At 68.2% G+C, this 15,173-nt stretch carries 21 protein-coding genes; 2 read left to right on the top strand and 19 right to left on the bottom strand.

The window, feature by feature from the left end:
- Positions 1 to 3 precede the first annotated feature (3 nt).
- From ALA01S_RS02875 to petA, 4 genes are all read right to left on the bottom strand, one after another.
- Positions 4 to 621, bottom strand: a complete 618-nt coding sequence (locus ALA01S_RS02875) for a glutathione S-transferase N-terminal domain-containing protein (RefSeq protein WP_066331796.1) — start codon at positions 619 to 621, stop codon at positions 4 to 6.
- Between the two features lie 108 nt (positions 622 to 729).
- A complete protein-coding gene (locus ALA01S_RS02870) occupies positions 730 to 1,500 on the bottom strand; it encodes a cytochrome c1 (RefSeq protein WP_066331794.1) in 771 nt (256 codons plus the stop codon).
- 23 nt (positions 1,501 to 1,523) lie between these two features.
- Complete coding sequence (locus ALA01S_RS02865) at positions 1,524 to 2,924, bottom strand: cytochrome b (protein WP_066331790.1); 1,401 nt, start codon at positions 2,922 to 2,924, stop codon at positions 1,524 to 1,526.
- A 25-nt stretch (positions 2,925 to 2,949) separates the two neighbouring features.
- Entirely contained in the window at positions 2,950 to 3,549 is a 600-nt protein-coding gene (gene petA, locus ALA01S_RS02860; protein WP_066331787.1) for a ubiquinol-cytochrome c reductase iron-sulfur subunit, read from the bottom strand.
- 214 nt (positions 3,550 to 3,763) lie between these two features.
- Here petA and mscL point away from each other — a divergent pair, with 214 nt between their 5' ends.
- The gene (mscL, locus tag ALA01S_RS02855) at positions 3,764 to 4,222 is read left to right on the top strand and encodes a large conductance mechanosensitive channel protein MscL (protein ID WP_066331784.1); all 459 of its coding nucleotides are present in this window, start codon (positions 3,764 to 3,766) and stop codon (positions 4,220 to 4,222) included.
- An 18-nt stretch (positions 4,223 to 4,240) separates the two neighbouring features.
- Here the strand turns inward: mscL and pdxA are convergent, their stop codons facing one another.
- Together pdxA and ALA01S_RS02845 are read right to left on the bottom strand one after the other, a co-directional pair.
- Complete coding sequence (gene pdxA / locus ALA01S_RS02850; protein ID WP_066331782.1) at positions 4,241 to 5,290, bottom strand: 4-hydroxythreonine-4-phosphate dehydrogenase PdxA; 1,050 nt, start codon at positions 5,288 to 5,290, stop codon at positions 4,241 to 4,243.
- An 8-nt stretch (positions 5,291 to 5,298) separates the two neighbouring features.
- The gene (locus ALA01S_RS02845; protein WP_169805838.1) at positions 5,299 to 6,051 is read right to left on the bottom strand and encodes a Nif3-like dinuclear metal center hexameric protein; all 753 of its coding nucleotides are present in this window, start codon (positions 6,049 to 6,051) and stop codon (positions 5,299 to 5,301) included.
- Between the two features lie 15 nt (positions 6,052 to 6,066).
- On the opposite strand from ALA01S_RS02845, the gene ALA01S_RS02840 reads away from it, so the two are divergent.
- A complete protein-coding gene (locus ALA01S_RS02840) occupies positions 6,067 to 7,230 on the top strand; it encodes a trypsin-like peptidase domain-containing protein (protein WP_066331779.1) in 1,164 nt (387 codons plus the stop codon).
- Positions 7,231 to 7,250: 20 nt separating this feature from the next.
- Here the strand turns inward: ALA01S_RS02840 and tatC are convergent, their stop codons facing one another.
- The 13 genes from tatC to argB form a co-directional block, all read right to left on the bottom strand.
- The gene (gene tatC, locus ALA01S_RS02835; protein ID WP_066331776.1) at positions 7,251 to 8,048 is read right to left on the bottom strand and encodes a twin-arginine translocase subunit TatC; all 798 of its coding nucleotides are present in this window, start codon (positions 8,046 to 8,048) and stop codon (positions 7,251 to 7,253) included.
- Entirely contained in the window at positions 8,045 to 8,527 is a 483-nt protein-coding gene (tatB, locus tag ALA01S_RS02830; protein WP_066331773.1) for a Sec-independent protein translocase protein TatB, read from the bottom strand. The genes tatC and tatB overlap by 4 nt, the downstream gene beginning before the upstream one ends.
- A gap of 13 nt (positions 8,528 to 8,540) precedes the next feature.
- On the bottom strand, positions 8,541 to 8,774 hold the full coding sequence (tatA, locus tag ALA01S_RS02825) for a Sec-independent protein translocase subunit TatA (protein WP_066331765.1): 234 nt from the start codon (positions 8,772 to 8,774) through the stop codon (positions 8,541 to 8,543).
- 97 nt (positions 8,775 to 8,871) lie between these two features.
- Positions 8,872 to 9,219 (bottom strand): histidine triad nucleotide-binding protein, encoded by a 348-nt coding sequence (locus ALA01S_RS02820; RefSeq protein WP_066331763.1) that lies wholly within the window; start codon positions 9,217 to 9,219, stop codon positions 8,872 to 8,874.
- Between the two features lie 25 nt (positions 9,220 to 9,244).
- Entirely contained in the window at positions 9,245 to 9,643 is a 399-nt protein-coding gene (locus ALA01S_RS02815) for a DUF4870 family protein (RefSeq protein ID WP_066331761.1), read from the bottom strand.
- Between the two features lie 24 nt (positions 9,644 to 9,667).
- Complete coding sequence (locus ALA01S_RS02810) at positions 9,668 to 10,030, bottom strand: phosphoribosyl-ATP diphosphatase (RefSeq protein ID WP_066331758.1); 363 nt, start codon at positions 10,028 to 10,030, stop codon at positions 9,668 to 9,670.
- On the bottom strand, positions 10,027 to 10,422 hold the full coding sequence (hisI, locus tag ALA01S_RS02805) for a phosphoribosyl-AMP cyclohydrolase (protein WP_066331756.1): 396 nt from the start codon (positions 10,420 to 10,422) through the stop codon (positions 10,027 to 10,029). The genes ALA01S_RS02810 and hisI overlap by 4 nt, the downstream gene beginning before the upstream one ends.
- Before the next feature lie 13 nt (positions 10,423 to 10,435).
- Positions 10,436 to 10,909: an NUDIX domain-containing protein gene (locus ALA01S_RS02800; RefSeq protein ID WP_066331755.1), complete on the bottom strand. Its 474-nt coding sequence runs from the start codon at positions 10,907 to 10,909 to the stop codon at positions 10,436 to 10,438.
- Entirely contained in the window at positions 10,902 to 11,831 is a 930-nt protein-coding gene (locus ALA01S_RS02795) for an ATP-binding protein (RefSeq protein WP_066331754.1), read from the bottom strand. Before ALA01S_RS02795 ends, ALA01S_RS02800 begins: the two co-directional genes overlap by 8 nt.
- 97 nt (positions 11,832 to 11,928) lie before the next feature.
- The gene (gene pdeM, locus ALA01S_RS02790) at positions 11,929 to 12,603 is read right to left on the bottom strand and encodes a ligase-associated DNA damage response endonuclease PdeM (protein WP_066331751.1); all 675 of its coding nucleotides are present in this window, start codon (positions 12,601 to 12,603) and stop codon (positions 11,929 to 11,931) included.
- Between the two features lie 18 nt (positions 12,604 to 12,621).
- Positions 12,622 to 13,269 (bottom strand): nucleoid occlusion factor SlmA, encoded by a 648-nt coding sequence (gene slmA / locus ALA01S_RS02785; RefSeq protein ID WP_066331741.1) that lies wholly within the window; start codon positions 13,267 to 13,269, stop codon positions 12,622 to 12,624.
- Between the two features lie 173 nt (positions 13,270 to 13,442).
- The gene (locus tag ALA01S_RS02780) at positions 13,443 to 14,141 is read right to left on the bottom strand and encodes a pyrimidine 5'-nucleotidase (protein ID WP_066331738.1); all 699 of its coding nucleotides are present in this window, start codon (positions 14,139 to 14,141) and stop codon (positions 13,443 to 13,445) included.
- A complete protein-coding gene (argB, locus tag ALA01S_RS02775) occupies positions 14,141 to 15,052 on the bottom strand; it encodes an acetylglutamate kinase (protein ID WP_066331736.1) in 912 nt (303 codons plus the stop codon). Before argB ends, ALA01S_RS02780 begins: the two co-directional genes overlap by 1 nt.
- Positions 15,053 to 15,173: the final 121 nt, after the last annotated feature.

Below are 15,173 nucleotides of genomic sequence, written 5' to 3'. Positions count from 1 at the left end.
GGCTTACTTGCGCATCACCTTCTCGGACGGCGTCAGCGCCTCGATGTAGGCCGGGCGCGAGAAGATGCGCTCGGCGTACTTGAGCAGCGGTGCGGCGTTCTTGGACATGTCGATGCCGTAGTAGTCCAGGCGCCACAGCAGCGGGGCGATGGCCACGTCCAGCATCGAGAAGTCGTCGCCCAGCATGTACTTGTTCTTGACGAAGATGGGCGCGAGCTGCGTGAGGCGGTCCTTGATCTGGGCGCGCGCCTTCTCCAACTGCTTGTCGGTGGGCTTGACGGCTTGGCCGCGGCCTTCGAGCACGTTGACGTGCGTGAACAGCTCCTTCTCGAAGTTGAGCAGGAACAGCCGCACGCGCGCACGCGCCACGGGGTCGCCGGGCATCAGCTGCGGGTGCGGGAAGCGCTCGTCGATGTACTCGTTGATGATGTGCGACTCGTACAGGATGAGATCGCGTTCAACGAGGATGGGCACCTCGTTGTACGGGTTCATCAGCGCGATGTCTTCAGGCTTGGCGAAGAGATCGACGTCGCGGATCTCGAAGTCCATGCCCTTTTCAAACAGCACGAAACGGCAGCGGTGCGAGTAGGGGCAGGTGGTTCCGGAGTAGAGCACCATCATGGAAGCGGCTCCTTGTTTGTCTCTTCAGAAAATGATGAAGCGCAGTGGGCGGCAACGCCACCCACTGCGCAGGCTTTTTCGGCCACTAGGGCCTGCTGAACGCCAGTCTTACTTGATGTCCTTCCAGTAGGCAGCGTTCAAGCGCCAGGCGATGAAGGTGAACAGACCCAGGAAGATCAGCACCGCCACGCCCAGGCGTACGCGCTGCTTTTGCACCGGCTCGCCCATCCACTGCAGGTAGGCCACCAGGTCGCCCACGGCGCTGTCGTAGCCAGCGGCGTCAAGCTTGCCAGGGGTCACCTGCTCGAAGCCCTTGAACACATGCGTGACCTTGGCGGCGTCGTGCGGGTCCTTCTCTTCCTCGAACTTGGCTACGCGCTGGCCTTGCAGTTCCCACAGCACATGGGGCATGCCCACGCTGGGGAAAACCAGGTTGTTCCAGCCGGTGGCTTTGGCAGGGTCGCGGTAGAAGGTACGCAGGTAAGTGTAAAGGTAGTCAGCACCACTGCCCTTGGAGCCGTCGGCGCGCGAGCGCGCGATGACGGTCAGGTCAGGCGGCGTGGCACCGAACCACTCCTTGGCCTGGCGGGCGTCCAGGGACACCTTCATCAGGTCGCCGACCTTGTCGGTGGCAAACATCAGGTTGCCCTTGATCTGCTCCTCGGTCAGGCCGATGTCGCGCATGCGGTTGTAGCGCATGTAGGCCGCCGAGTGGCAGTTGAGGCAGTAGTTGACGAAGAGCTTGGCGCCGTTTTGCAGCGCGGCCATGTCGTTGAGCTTGTCCGCGGGGAACTTGTCCCAGGCGATGCCGCCGCTGGAAGCGAAGGCGGACGTGGCCATGGCCAGGGTGGCCAGCAATGAGAGGATGAACTTTTTCATTCGAGCTTCTCCGGCTTGTCGCCTCAATGCGCCTTGAACACGACGCGATCAGGCACCGGCTTGAATTCGCCCACACGGCTCCACCACGGCATCAGCAGGAAGAAGCCGAAGTAGAACAGCGTGCCCACCTGCGCCACGAGGGTGCCGATCTCCGACGGCGGCTGGATGCCCAGGTAGGCCAGCACCACGAAGAAGACCACGAACACGGCATACAGGTACTTGTGCCAGCTCGGACGGTAGCGGATCGACTTGGCCGGGCTGCAGTCCAGCCAGGGCAGGAAGAACAGGATGATCACGGCGCCGCCCATCACCACCACGCCCCAGAACTTGGCGTCGAAGGTCTTGAGCAGGACCACGGCCACCACGGCGCCCACCAGCACGCCCAGCTTGGCCTTGCCCGGCAGCTTGCCCTTGAGCACGGCCAGCACGGCGGCCAGGCCCACGATCACGGACAGCACGTTGACCATCACGTCGGTCGTTGCGCGCAGCATCGAGTAGAACGGCGTGAAGTACCACACCGGGGCAATGTGCGGAGGCGTCTTGAGCGGGTCGGCCGGGATGAAGTTGTTGTACTCCAGGAAGTAGCCGCCAAACTCAGGCATGAAGAACAGCACGGCGCTGAAGGCCATGAGGAACATGCTCACGCCGAAGATGTCGTGCACCGTGTAGTACGGGTGGAAGGGGATGCCGTCCAGCGGGTGGCCGTCGGCGCCCTTCTTGGCCTTGATTTCCACGCCGTCGGGGTTGTTGGAGCCCACTTCATGCAGCGCAATGATGTGCGCCACCACCAGGCCCAGCAGCACCAGCGGCACGGCAATGACGTGGAAGCTGAAGAAGCGGTTGAGCGTGGCATCCGACACGACGTAGTCGCCGCGGATCAGCAGCGCCAGGTCCGGGCCGACGAAGGGCACGGCGGCGAACAGGTTCACGATCACCTGCGCGCCCCAGTAGCTCATCTGGCCCCAGGGCAGCAGGTAGCCCATGAAGGCTTCGGCCATCAGGCACAGGAAGATGGCGCAGCCGAAGATCCACACCAGCTCGCGCGGCTTGCGGTACGAACCGTAGAGCAGGCCACGGAACATGTGCAGGTAGACCACGACGAAGAAGGCCGAGGCGCCGGTGGAGTGCATGTAGCGCACCAGCCAGCCCCAGGGCACGTCGCGCATGATGTACTCGACGGATGCGAAGGCAACGTTCGCGTCCGGCTTGTAGTGCATCACCAGGAAAATGCCGGTGACGATCTGGATCACCAGCACCAGCAGCGCCAGCGAGCCAAAGATGTACCAGAAGTTGAAATTCTTCGGAGCGTAATACTCCGACATGTGCTCTTTGTAGAGCTTGGAAGCCGGAAAGCGGTTGTCGACCCAGTTCAGCAGCTTCTGGGCGACCGGCGCATCGGCGGGTAAGGTCTTGAATTCAGCCATGAGGTGTTCTCCGGGAACCTGGAAATCAGGCCTTCTTGTCCTCGCCGATCAACAGCTTGGTGTCCGACAGGTACATGTGCGGCGGCACTTCGAGGTTGTCGGGAGCGGGCTTGTTCTTGAAGACGCGACCCGCCATGTCGAAGGTCGAGCCGTGGCAGGGGCACAGGAAGCCGCCTTGCCAATCGTCCGGCAGCGAGGGCTGCGCGCCGGCCTGGAATTTGTCGCTGGGCGAGCAGCCCAGGTGCGAGCAGATGCCCACCACGACCAAGATGTCCTCCTTGATCGAGCGGTGCTCGTTGCGCGCGTACTCGGGCGTGAGCTCGGCGGGCTTGCGCTGGGAGTTCGGGTCCACCACCTGGGCATCGGTCTTCTTCAGGCCGGCCAGTTGTTCCGGAGTGCGCTTGACGATCCACACCGGCTTGCCGCGCCATTCCACGGTCATTTTTTCGCCGGGCTTGAGCGCACTGATGTCCGCCTCGACGGCGGCACCAGCGGCCTTGGCTCGCTCGGAGGGCGTGAAGGTGCTCACGAACGGCACGGCTGCGGCCACGCCACCCACGGCACCCGCGCCACAGGCAATCGCCACCCAGGTGCGGCGGCCTTGGTCGACTTCAGGCTTTGTCATAGCTTCCTCAGGAACTTTTCCGGATTCAGGGGCAACCCTAGATTCTAGCGGGGAAGGATTGACAGGAAGCCTTTCGAATGGCTGACGCTCCCCAGCGAGAGAATTACTCACGCCTGCGGTATTTGACCTCCATCAAACTAAGCCAATACTCCTGGTCGCCGCCTGTCTGCGCGGCGCTACAAACTTGGAGAAAACCCCTAGAAAGGACCGGAGGATGAGTTTCTTTTCTGAATTCAAAGCCTTTGCAATGAAAGGCAACGTGGTCGACCTGGCAGTCGGCGTGATCATCGGCGCGGCGTTTCAGCGCATCGTCGATTCGGTGGTCAAGGACCTGATCATGCCGCTGGTGGGACGGCTCGTCGGCGGGCTGGATTTCTCGAATTACTTCATCCGCCTGGCCGATCCGCCGCCGGGCTACAGCGGCCCAATGACTTACGACGCGCTGACCAAAGCCGGTGTGCCGCTGTTTGCCTACGGCACTTTCATCACGGTGGCGCTGAATTTCATGATCCTGGCCTTCGTGATCTTTTTGATGGTCAAGCAGATCAACCGGCTGCGCCGCGAGGAACCCGCGCCGCCGCCGGCCACGACGCCGGACGCCGCGCCCGAGGACATCGTGCTGCTGCGCGAAATCCGCGACGCGCTGCGGCAAACCCAGCCGCCGGCCCAGTAAACCCGGGCCCGCGGGCGCTCAGCCCGCGCTGGCGCTGAGCGCCAGCGCCATGCGCAGCGCCGCGCGCAGGCTGGCGTCGTCGGCCACGCCACGGCCGGCGATGTCGAAGGCCGTGCCGTGGTCCGGGCTGGTGCGCACGAAGGGCAAGCCCAACGTGACGTTGACGCCCTCCTCCACCCCCAGGTACTTCACCGGGATCAGGCCGTGGTCGTGCGTCATGGCCACCACCAAGTCGAACTCGCCCGGGTGCCGCGGCGGCGCGTGGCGCGCGCGCATGAACACCGTGTCCGGCGCGAAGGGCCCGCGGGCGTCGATGCCTTCATCGCGCGCGGCCTGCACGGCCGGGGCGATGTAGCGCTTCTCCTCGTCGCCGAACAGGCCGCCCTCGCCCGCGTGCGGGTTCAGGCCCGCCACGGCGATGCGCGGCGCCGCCTGGCCCCAGGCCGCGGCCGCCTGGTGAGCGATGCGGATGGTGGAGAGCACACCCTCGAAATCCAGCACCTCCAGCGCGCGGCGCAGCGCCATGTGGATGGTGACCAGCACCACCTTGAGCTCCTCGTTGGCCAGCATCATGCGCACCGGCGGCGGCTCGCCCCCGGGCGGCGCGGCCAGCGCCTGCAGCATCTCGGTGTGACCCGGGAAAGGCACGCCGGCGGCGGACAGCGCCTCCTTGTGAATGGGCGCGGTGACGATGGCGCGGCCCGTGCCCTGCTGCAGCAGCCGCACCGCGGCTTCTATGCACACGGCCGCGGCGCGGCCGGCGCGCTCGTCCACCTGGCCCCAGGGCAGCGATTCCAGGCCTTCAGGCAGACCCGGCGGCGCCCACACGGGAATGCAGCGCGGCGGGCAGGCCACGAGGTCGGCCGGCGACTCCAGCACGGCCATGGGCCAGGCGGATTCGCCGAGCAGCGCCGAGGCGCGGCGCAGCGCCTGAGGGCAGCCCAGCACCAGCGCGGCAGGTGCGTCCTCGCGCATGAGGGCGCGCAGCACGATCTCCGGGCCTATGCCGGCCGGGTCGCCCATGGTCACGAGCAGGGGTTGCTGCGCCTGCGGCGGATGGGTTTGCATGTCGTGTTTCAAGCCGGGTTCTCGATGTCTATGAAGCGGTGCTCCAGGCCAAAGCGCTCGGCCACGTGCGCGGCCAGTGCCGGGGCGCCGTAGCGCTCGGTGGCGTGGTGGCCGCAGGCGAGGAAGGCCACGCCCGTCTCGCGCGCCAGGTGGGCCTGGGGCTCGGACACCTCGCCGGTGATGTAAGCGTCGGCGCCGGCGGCGATGGCGGCCTCGAACCAGCCCTGCGCGCCGCCCGTGCACCAGGCGATGCGCCGCAGCGCGCGGCCGTCGCCGTGCAGCACCAGCGGCACGCGGCCCAGGCGCTGCTGCACGCGCTCGGCCAGCGCCGGCAGCGCCAGCCCCTGGCCGTCGCCAATGAAACCCAGGTCCTGCTCGCCGAAGCGCGCGTCCGCCGCCAAGCCCAACTGCAGGCCCAACCGCGCGTTGTTGCCTAGCTCGGCGTGGGCGTCCAGCGGCAGGTGGTAGGCGAAGAGGCTGATGTCGTGGCGCATGAGCAGCCGCACGCGCTCGGCCAGCCAGCCCGTCAGCCGCCCGTCCTGGCCACGCCAGAACAGGCCGTGGTGCACCAGGAGGGCGTCGGCCCCCTCGGCAATGGCCGCCTCTATCAGCGCGCGGCTGGCCGTCACGCCGGAGACCAGCCGCCGCACCGTCGCCCGCCCCTCGACCTGCAGGCCGTTCGGCCCATAATCCTTGAAGCGGTCCGCCGCCAGCGCCTGGTTCAGGTATTGCTCCATCTCGGCACGCGTCACGCTGCCCATAGCCCGCTTCCTTTCATGCGCAGAACCTGGCTGATTTTCTCGCAGGCCGTGACGGTGGCCGTCGCGCTGCTGTTCGTGGTGTCCACGCTCAAGCCGCAGTGGCTGCAGCGCGCGCCGGGCCAGGCCATGCCTGAAGTCGTGGCGATTTCCAGCGCCTCGCCTCCGGCGCCGGGCGCGTCGGCACCGGCCGGCGTGGGCTACAGCGCCGCGGCCCGCGTGGCCGCGCCCACGGTGGTCAGCGTCGTGGCCCGCAAAGGTGCCGTGCGCGGCAACCCGCATGCCGAAGACCCGTGGTTCCGCTTCTTCTTCCGCGACGGCCAGGGCCCCTCGCAACCGCAAAAAGGGCTGGGCTCGGCTGTCATCGTCTCCAGCGGCGGCTACCTGCTGACCAACAACCACGTCATCGAAGACGCCGACGACATCGAGGTGCAGCTCGCCGACGGCCGCCAAGCCCAGGCCCGCCTGGTGGGCAGCGACCCGGAAACCGACGTGGCCGTGCTCAAGATCGACCTGCCGCGCCTGCCCGCCATCACTTTCGGCACCACCGAGGCGCTGCAGGTGGGCGACGTGGTGCTGGCCATAGGCAATCCCTTCGGCGTGGGCCAGACGGTCACTTCCGGCATCGTCAGCGCGCTGGGCCGCAACCAGTTGGGCATCAATACCTTCGAGAACTTCATCCAGACCGACGCCGCCATCAACCCCGGCAACTCCGGCGGCGCGCTGGTGGATGCGCGCGGGCAGCTCGTGGGCATCAACACGGCCATTTTTTCGCGCAGCGGCGGCAGCTTGGGCATTGGCTTCGCCATCCCGGCCGACACGGCGCGGCAGGTCATGGAGAGCCTGATCCGCGACGGCCAGGTCACGCGCGGCTGGATTGGCGTGGAGCCGCAAAACCTCACGCCGGAATTCGTCCAGAGTTTCAATTTGCCCGTGCGCGAAGGCGTGCTGATCTCCGGCGTGCTTCAGAACGGCCCGGCCGGCCGCGCCGGCATGAAGCCCGGCGACGTGGTGACCAAAGTCGGCGGCCGCCCTGTGGCCAACACCGCCCAGCTGTTGGGCGCGGTGGCCGAGCTCAAGCCGCGCAGCGACGCCGTCATCGGCGTGCAGCGCGGCAACGAAGCGCTGGACATCAAGCTCACCGTGGGCCAGCGGCCCAAGCCGGGGCAGCGCGAGCAGTGAGCGGAGCGCCGGGAGGCGCCTCAGGCCGTCTTGTCGCTGCTGCCGGCCTCTTCCTCATCCGGCGCCTTGGTGGCACGGATGAAGATCTTGGCGGACCACAGGCCCAGCTCGTAGAGCAGGCACATGGGCAGCGCCAGCGAGAGCTGCGAGACCACGTCCGGCGGCGTGATCACGGCGGCGACGATGAAGGCCACCACGATGAAGTAGCCGCGCCAGGCCTTGAGCTGGTCGATCGTCACCACGCCCATGCGCGTCAGCAGCACCACGGCCACCGGCACCTCGAAGGCGGCGCCGAAGGCGATGAACATGGTCAGCACGAAGCTGAGGTAGGCCTCGATGTCCGGCGCCGCCGTGATGCTCTTGGGCGCAAAGCTCTGAATGAACTTGAACACCTGGCCGAACACGAAGAAGTAGCAGAACGCCACCCCGGAGGCGAACAGCACCGTGCTGGCCACCACCAGCGGCAGCACCAGGCGCTTTTCGTGCGAGTACAGGCCCGGGGCCACGAAGGCCCAGACCTGGTAGAGCACCACGGGCAACGCGACCAGGAAGGCCGCCATCAGCGTGATCTTGAGCGGCACCAGGAAGGGCGAGATGACGCTGGTGGCGATCAGCGTCGCGCCCTGCGGCAGGTTGGCCACCAGCGGCGCGGCCAGCAGGTCGTACAGCCCGGCCGGGCCAGGGTAGACGGCCAGCACGGCGAAGACCACGCCGACGGCCAGCAGGGCCTTGATCAGACGGTCGCGCAGCTCGACCAGGTGTTCGACGAACGGCTGCTCGGTGCCCTCAAGTTCGTCCTTGGGCGTCTGGCCGCTCATGAGGATGCACGCGGCGGACGGAAACGCGCCACCCGTGCCGCGCCGGACTGCGCGCGGGTGCGCACGCCGTTGCGCTGCTTGTACCAAAGCGGCATGGCGCCGCGCTTGAGCCGCCAGTTCTTGCGCGGCGGCTGGTAGCTCAGCGGCGGCGGCTCCAGGCCGGACGATTCGCTCGCCGTGCCGGCGCCGAAGCCCGAGTCCTGCCAGCTTTGCTGCAGGTCACGCGTGGTGTCGTGCAGCTCCTGGTTCACGCTTTGTTCGACGTTGCGTGCCGCATCCTCGAACTGCGTCTTCATTTTTTTGAGTTCATCGAGCTCGATGGAGCGGTTGACCTCGGCCTTGACGTCAGCCACATAGCGCTGCGCCTTGCCCACGAGGTGGCCCACCGTGCGCGCCACGCGCGGCAGCTTCTCGGGGCCGATGACGATGAGCGCCACCGCCCCGATGAGCGCCAGCTTGTCGAAACCGAAGTCGATCATCCCGCGGCCGGCCTCAGGACTTGGTCTTGGCCTCGACGTCCACCGTGTTCGGATCGGTGGACTTGTTGATGGTCACTTGCTGCGGAGGAGCGGGCGTCTCCGAATCCATGCCGCCCTTCATGCCGTCCTTGAAACCCTTGACCGCGCCACCCAGGTCAGAGCCCAAATTCTTGAGCTTCTTGGTGCCAAAGATCAGCACCACCACCAGCAGCACGATCAGCCAATGCCAGATGCTGAAAGAACCCATGTTCGGAACTCCTTGTTCAATCCCGGGATTCTAGGGTGCGCCGCATGACAGCTTTCCCCGCCCGGGCATGGCCGCCACGGCGGCCGCTGCATTTATTTCACCCCTTGGACCACGGACGGGGGCCGCCGATGAAGTGGATGTGCAGGTGCCCAACCTCCTGGCCGCCGTCGGCGCCGGTGTTGACGATGGTGCGAAAGCCGTTGGTCACGCCCAGCTCGCGCATGAGGCGCGGGCCCGTGGACATCATCTTGCCCAGCAGCGCCGCGTGCTCCGGACCGACCTCGACCATGGACGGGAGGTGCTGCTTGGGCACCAGCAGGATGTGCACCGGCGCCCAGGGGTTGATGTCGTGGAAGGCGATGAAGTCGTCGTCCTCGTAGACCTTGCGCGACGGGATCTGGCCGGCGGCGATCTTGCAGAAGATGCAGTTGGGGTCGGTGCTCATGGGCGGGCGTCGTCGTTGTGGATGTTCAGTCAGGCATGGCGCGGCGCTCGTTGAGAGACAGCCAGCCGCGCACCACGCGGTAGAGGAACCAGATGGAGACCAGGCCCCAGGCGATCCAGCCCGGGGCGACGAACAGCAGCCACAGCGGCGCCGTGAGCAGGTACAGTCCCGCGGCCCACAGCACGCTGCGTATGCGCCAGCGGAAGTGCGACTCCTGCCAGCTGCCCAGCGCGTCGTCCCGCTTCACTAGGTCCAGGATGAAGGCTGCCACCAGCAGCAGCACGCTGGGCTGGAAGGCCGGCAGCACCGCGCCCACGGCCACGATGGCGTGCAGCGCGTAGCTGATCTGGCCAATCGTGCGCAGATGGCGCTCGCGCTCCCAGGCGGGCTCGTTGTCAGGCGGCAGCATCGGCGGCGTGGCCATGGCGTTTCTCCCGCGGGCTGGGGTTCAGCCCTTGTTTTGAGTGCGCTGGGCGAACTCTTCCAGCCCCGACAGCCCCTCGCGCCGCGCCAGCTCGGCCAGCACGTCCGACGGGTGCAGGCCGAACTGGGCCAGCGCCACCAGGCTGTGGAACCACAGGTCCGCCACCTCGTAGATGACCTTGTCGCGGGCGCCGTCCTTGGCGGCCATCACGACTTCCACGGCCTCCTCGCCCACCTTCTTGAGCACGGCGTCCAGGCCCTTGGCCGAGAGCTTGGCGACGTAGCTCTTGGCCGGGTCGCCGCCGTTGGCGGGCAGGCGCGATTCGATCACCTCGGCCAGCCGCGACAGCACCGCGTCGCCGAAGGGGCTCGTTTGTTCTTCGCTCATTTGTAGATGCTCTCCGGGTCCTTGAGCACCGGGTCCACCGGGCTCCAGGCGCCGCTGTCCTTGTCCAGCCGGCGGTAGAAGCAGGAGTGGCGCCCGGTGTGGCAGGCGATGCCGGGCTCGTGCCCGCGCTGCGTCACCTTGAGCAGCACCACGTCGGCGTCGCAATCCAGGCGGATCTCGTGCACCTGCTGCACGTGGCCCGACTCCTCGCCCTTGTGCCAGAGGCGGCCCCGGGAGCGGCTCCAGTAAACGGCCTCGCCGCGCTGCAGCGTGAGCGCCAGCGACTCGCGGTTCATCCACGCCACCATCAGCACGTCGCCGCTGGACGCTTCCTGTGCGATCGCGGGCACGAGACCGTCGCGGTCCCACTTCACTTCATCCAGCCAATCCATCGTTTCAGTGTACTCAGTCAATATGGGTGGGGCCGGCGTGGCCGCGCTCCTGCGCGAACCACTCCAGCACCGGGATGGTGCCCGGCAGCACGGGCCGCACCTGCACCGGCAGCGTCTGCCAGGCCATCTGCTGCGCCTCGCGCATCTCGAACTCGCCGCGCCAGGCGAACACCTTGCAAAAGTGCAGCCTCACCAGCGCGTGCGGGTAATCGAACATTTCTTCCTTCCAGCGCTGCACGGCGGCGACGTCTATGTCGATCCCCAACTCCTCGTGCAGTTCCCGCCGCAGCGCCTCCTCGACGCTCTCGCCGGCTTCGAGCTTGCCGCCCGGGAATTCCCAATGCCCGGCGTAGACCTTGCCCTGCGGCCGGCTGGTGAGCAGGAAGCGCCCTTCCCGCCCGGCGGCGTCGCGCTCGATGAGCACGCCCACGGCCACGTCCACGGGCGTGCGGCCTTGCAGCGCCGGGGCGCGCACCACCTCAGACATGGTCCAGCCCCTGCGGCGGCTCGTCGTCGGCCACGGCCGGCGCCGGGGCCAGGTCGTCGCCATGGGCGCGGCCGGCCCAATCGCGGGCGAACTGGTAAGCGACGCGGCCGGAGCGCGAGCCGCGCTCCAGCGCCCACACCAGCGAGGCCTTCTGGGCGGCCGGAATCTGGTCCTGCGGCACGCCCAGGTTGCGCAGCCACTGCGCCACGATGGCCAGGAACTCGCCCTGGCTGAAGGGATAGAAGCTCACCCACAGGCCAAAGCGCTCGGAGAGGGAAATCTTTTCTTCCACCACCTCGCCCGGATGCACCTCGCCATCGGCCGTGTGCGTGTACGTGAGGTTTTCCTTCATGTACTCGGGCAGCAGGTGGCGGCGGTTGCTGGTGGCGTAGATCAGCACGTTGTCGCTGGCCTGGGCCACGGAGCCGTCCAGGATGGATTTCAGCGCCTTGTAGCCCGGCTCGCCCTCGTCGAAGCTCAGGTCGTCGCAGTAGATGATGAAGCGCTCGGCGCGCGAGGCGACCAGCTCCACCAGGTCCGGCAGGTCCACCATGTCGGCCTTGTCCACCTCGATGAGGCGCAGGCCCTGCGGCGCGAACTCGTTGAGGCAGGCTTTCACCAGCGAGCTCTTGCCCGTGCCGCGCGCGCCCGTGAGCAGCGCGTTGTTGGCGGGCTTGCCGGCCACGAACTGCGCGGTGTTGCGCAGCAGCTTGTCCTTTTGCGGCTCGACTTCCTTGAGGTCGGACAGGCGAATGCCCGCGACGTGGCGCACCGGCTCCAGCACCCCGGCGCCACGGCGGCGGCGGTAGCGGAAGGCCACGGACGCCGCCCAGTCCGGCGCGGCCAGCGGCTGCGGCAGCACCGCCTCCAGGCGGCTCAACAGCGCCTCGGCGCGCGCGATCAGCGAATCGAAATCAGGCATGGCGGGAAAGACGGACGACGCGGGTTTTGCAAGGCTGCGCAGTGTAGCCAGGGCTCCGTGGCCTTCCGGTGACGGGGCGGACGCCGCCGGGCCGCGGCTACACGCGCCTGACGACCTCCCCCGCCACCGCATACACCTCGTCCCCCCTCGCCACCCGCACCGGATGCATGCCGGTGAAGGCCCCGAAAGCCGGCAGCACGCCGACCTCGGCCGTGAAGTGAAAGCACGGCAGCCGCAGCCGCTCGAAGCCGCGGCCGACCGTGATGCACGGATGCAGGTGACCGGCCAGCGCGTAGGCGCCGCTCACCGGCCGCGGGTGGTGGCACAGCGCCAGGCCGTCCAGGCGCAAAGGCTCGTCCACCACCGTGATGCCCAGCGACGGCGGCGGGTCGCCCGCACGGTCGTCGTGGTTGCCGCGCACCAGCGTGATGTCCAGCGCCGCGTGCGCCTCGCGCCAGGCCGACAGCGCCGAGAGCGTTTCGACGGCATGCGCGTGCACCGAGTGCAGGAAATCGCCCAGCACCAGCAGCCGCCGGGCGCCGTGGCGCGCGGCCAACCGGGTCAGCACATCGAGGTTGTGCCCCGTTGTCCCCTGGGGCACCGGCACGCCCAAGCGGCGAAAGCTCGCCGCCTTGCCGAAGTGCGCATCCGCCACCAGCAGCGCCTGCTGCGCGGGCCACCACAGCGCGCGTTCGGCCAGCAGCCTCAGCCGCTCGCCACCGCGCTCCACCCAGATTTCTTGCGTTTCGATCGATTCACCGCCAGGGCCCATGGCGGCATGGTGCCGCCTTCAGCGCAGCACCAGCGCCAGCACGGCCTCCAGGTGTTCGGTGGGGGCGCGCTGGAAGGAAGAGCGCGCGAAGCGCTGCAGCCGCCCAAGGGCGAAGGCGCACAGCGCCGAGGCCTGCACCTGCGCGTCGGCCGTGGGCGAGGCCGATCCGGCCTCCTGCGCCGCGGCGCGCAGGTGCTGGCGCACATGGCCCTCCAGCCGCTCGAAGAAGGCGTTCATGCGGGCGTTGAGGCGCTCGTCCTCGTGCGCCAGCGCGTCGCCGGCCATCAGGCGCGCCATGCCCGGATGGCGCTCGGCGAACTGCAGCAGCACCGCCAGCGCACGGCGGGCCTGCGCGTCGCCGTCGCTGCCGGCGGCGTGGCCCGCCGACGGCTCCAGCGCCGTGAACACGCTGGTCTCTATGAACTCGATCAGCGCCTCCAGCATCTGCGCCTTGCTCACGAAGTGGCGGTAGAGCGCCGCCTCGCTGATGGACAGCCGCGCCGCCAGCGCCGCGGTGGTCACGCGCTCGCTGCCGGGCTGCTCCAGCATGGCCGCCAGCGCTTGCAGGATTTGCGCCTTGCGCTCGCCGGGCCGCGGGCGCTTGCGTGCATCCAGGGCCGGCGGAATCAGGTCGCGCGCGCCGGCGGCATCGCTGAGGTCGGACATGGCAGGGTCCCCGTGGGGTTGGAAAACCGGCGGATTCTGGCCAGCCCCGGCCCACCCCCGCATTCGTCTCCCACCATGCGAACGGCGGGTTGCCGTCGCGGCGCAAGCGTTCTACGGCGCGCCGCCGCGCGTAAAAGCCGATTTCAGTCGCCTTCAGCCGGCTTGAGCCCCGCTCAGCGGCAAAGCGCCGCCAGGCGCCGCACGCGGCGGTCCACGTAGGGCGGACGCGCCGAGCAGCGCTGGCCGGCGCGGTGCGCCCAGCGCTGCATCCACACCGTGCCCATGCCCAGGCGGCGCGCGCCCTTCTGGTGCTCCAGCGTGTCCTCCACCAGCACGCACTGCGCGGGCGGCACGCCCAGGCGCACGCAAATGCGCCGCAGCATGCGCACGTCCGGCTTGGGCCGCCAGTGGCCGAAGACGCGCATGTCCTCGATGGTGAGCACGCCATCGAACAGCGCCAGCAGCCCAAGCGCGCCCAACACCCGCAGCGCGTAGGCGCGCGGCGCGTTGGTGAGGATGTACTTGCGCCCGCGCAGCCGTTGCAGCGCCGCCACGTCGTGCGCATGCGTGCGCAGCCTGTCTTCCAGGCCGGGCAGCAGGTGCGTGTGGTGCAGGAAATGCGCGGGCTTGACGCCGTGGTGGCGTATGAGCCCAAGCAGCGTGGCGCCGTAGCGGGCCCAGTAGCGGCGGCGCAGCGCGTCGGCCTCGGCGTGCGGCAGCCCCAGCTCGCGGACCATGTAGTCCGTCATCGCGGGGCTCAGCACGCCGAACACGGACGCCGAGGCGTCGTGCAGCGTGTTGTCCAGGTCGAACAGCCACACGCGCGCCGCGCGGGGGCGGCCGCGCGGCGGGCCGCCCGGCACAGCCGCCATCAGTGCGAGCGGATCATGGTGCCGTAGGCCTGGTCGGTCAGGATCTCCAGCAGCATGGCGTGCGGCACGCGGCCGTCGATGATGTGCACGGCGTGCACGCCGTTCTTGGCCGCGTCCAGGGCGGAGGCGATCTTGGGCATCATGCCGCCGGAGATGGTGCCGTCGGCGAAGAGCTCTTCGATGCGCTTGGCGGTGAGGTCCGTCAGCAGCTTGCCTTCCTTGTCCAGCACGCCCTTGATGTTGGTGAGCAGGACGAGCTTCTCGGCGCGCAGCACCTCGGCGAGCTTGCCGGCCACCAGGTCGGCGTTGATGTTGTAGGACTCGTTTTCCTTGCCGAAGCCGATGGGGCTGATGACGGGGATGAACTGGTCGTCCTGCAGCGCCTTGACCACGCTGGGGTCGATGCTCTCGATCTCGCCGACCTGGCCCATGTCGTGCAGCTTCTCGGGGTCGTCGCGGTCGACCATCTTGAGCTTGCGGGCGCGGATCATCCCGCCGTCGCGGCCGGTCAGGCCCACGGCCTTGCCGCCGGCGGCGTTGATCAGGCCCACGATGTCCTGCTGCACCTGGCCGGCGAGCACCCACTCGACGACTTCCATCGTCTCCTCGTCGGTCACGCGCATGCCCTGGATGAACTGGCCCTTCTTGCCCACGCGGGTGAGCGCCTCGTCGATCTGCGGGCCGCCGCCGTGCACCACGACGGGGTTCAGGCCCACGAGCTTGAGCAGCACCACGTCCTCGGCGAAGTCCTGCTGCAGCGCCGGGTCCGTCATGGCGTTGCCGCCGTACTTGATGACGATGGTCTTGCCGTGGAACTGGCGGATGTAGGGCAGCGCCTGGGCCAGGATTTCGGCCTTTTCGCGCGGTGCCACGTGAGACAGGTCGGGCGTGCTGGGGTCGGGAGTGCTCATGGGCGGATTCGGTGCTGGAGAAGGCCTGCACGGCAGGGACGGGCCGCCAAGGAACGGCGGTTTTGGCGGCGCGAATTGTAGGTGGCGCGGTTCAAGCCCCGGCCAGGGTCTTGACGCGCGG

This window comes from Azohydromonas lata NBRC 102462, assembly GCF_001571085.1.
Lineage (GTDB): Bacteria > Pseudomonadota > Gammaproteobacteria > Burkholderiales > Burkholderiaceae_C > Azohydromonas > Azohydromonas lata.
The sequence above is the reverse complement of the archived record's forward strand: the minus strand, read 5'-3'. Positions and strand labels throughout refer to the sequence as shown.

Coding starts and splice junctions, on each gene's coding strand:
- slmA (WP_066331741.1), bottom strand. CDS start 13,269: ATGTCCGACCTCAGCGATGCCGCCGGCGCGCGCGACCTGATTCCGCCG.
- ALA01S_RS02795 (WP_066331754.1), bottom strand. CDS start 11,831: ATGCCTGATTTCGATTCGCTGATCGCGCGCGCCGAGGCGCTGTTGAGC.
- ALA01S_RS02810 (WP_066331758.1), bottom strand. CDS start 10,030: ATGAGCGAAGAACAAACGAGCCCCTTCGGCGACGCGGTGCTGTCGCGG.
- ALA01S_RS02780 (WP_066331738.1), bottom strand. CDS start 14,141: ATGGCGGCTGTGCCGGGCGGCCCGCCGCGCGGCCGCCCCCGCGCGGCG.
- pdeM (WP_066331751.1), bottom strand. CDS start 12,603: ATGGGCCCTGGCGGTGAATCGATCGAAACGCAAGAAATCTGGGTGGAG.
- petA (WP_066331787.1), bottom strand. CDS start 3,549: ATGACAAAGCCTGAAGTCGACCAAGGCCGCCGCACCTGGGTGGCGATT.
- tatC (WP_066331776.1), bottom strand. CDS start 8,048: ATGAGCGGCCAGACGCCCAAGGACGAACTTGAGGGCACCGAGCAGCCG.
- ALA01S_RS02815 (WP_066331761.1), bottom strand. CDS start 9,643: ATGGCCACGCCGCCGATGCTGCCGCCTGACAACGAGCCCGCCTGGGAG.
- ALA01S_RS02875 (WP_066331796.1), bottom strand. CDS start 621: ATGATGGTGCTCTACTCCGGAACCACCTGCCCCTACTCGCACCGCTGC.
- ALA01S_RS02845 (WP_169805838.1), bottom strand. CDS start 6,051: ATGGGCAGCGTGACGCGTGCCGAGATGGAGCAATACCTGAACCAGGCG.
- hisI (WP_066331756.1), bottom strand. CDS start 10,422: ATGGATTGGCTGGATGAAGTGAAGTGGGACCGCGACGGTCTCGTGCCC.
- pdxA (WP_066331782.1), bottom strand. CDS start 5,290: ATGCAAACCCATCCGCCGCAGGCGCAGCAACCCCTGCTCGTGACCATG.
- tatA (WP_066331765.1), bottom strand. CDS start 8,774: ATGGGTTCTTTCAGCATCTGGCATTGGCTGATCGTGCTGCTGGTGGTG.
- ALA01S_RS02840 (WP_066331779.1), top strand. CDS start 6,067: ATGCGCAGAACCTGGCTGATTTTCTCGCAGGCCGTGACGGTGGCCGTC.
- argB (WP_066331736.1), bottom strand. CDS start 15,052: ATGAGCACTCCCGACCCCAGCACGCCCGACCTGTCTCACGTGGCACCG.
- ALA01S_RS02865 (WP_066331790.1), bottom strand. CDS start 2,924: ATGGCTGAATTCAAGACCTTACCCGCCGATGCGCCGGTCGCCCAGAAG.
- mscL (WP_066331784.1), top strand. CDS start 3,764: ATGAGTTTCTTTTCTGAATTCAAAGCCTTTGCAATGAAAGGCAACGTG.
- ALA01S_RS02800 (WP_066331755.1), bottom strand. CDS start 10,909: ATGTCTGAGGTGGTGCGCGCCCCGGCGCTGCAAGGCCGCACGCCCGTG.
- ALA01S_RS02820 (WP_066331763.1), bottom strand. CDS start 9,219: ATGAGCACCGACCCCAACTGCATCTTCTGCAAGATCGCCGCCGGCCAG.
- tatB (WP_066331773.1), bottom strand. CDS start 8,527: ATGATCGACTTCGGTTTCGACAAGCTGGCGCTCATCGGGGCGGTGGCG.
- ALA01S_RS02870 (WP_066331794.1), bottom strand. CDS start 1,500: ATGAAAAAGTTCATCCTCTCATTGCTGGCCACCCTGGCCATGGCCACG.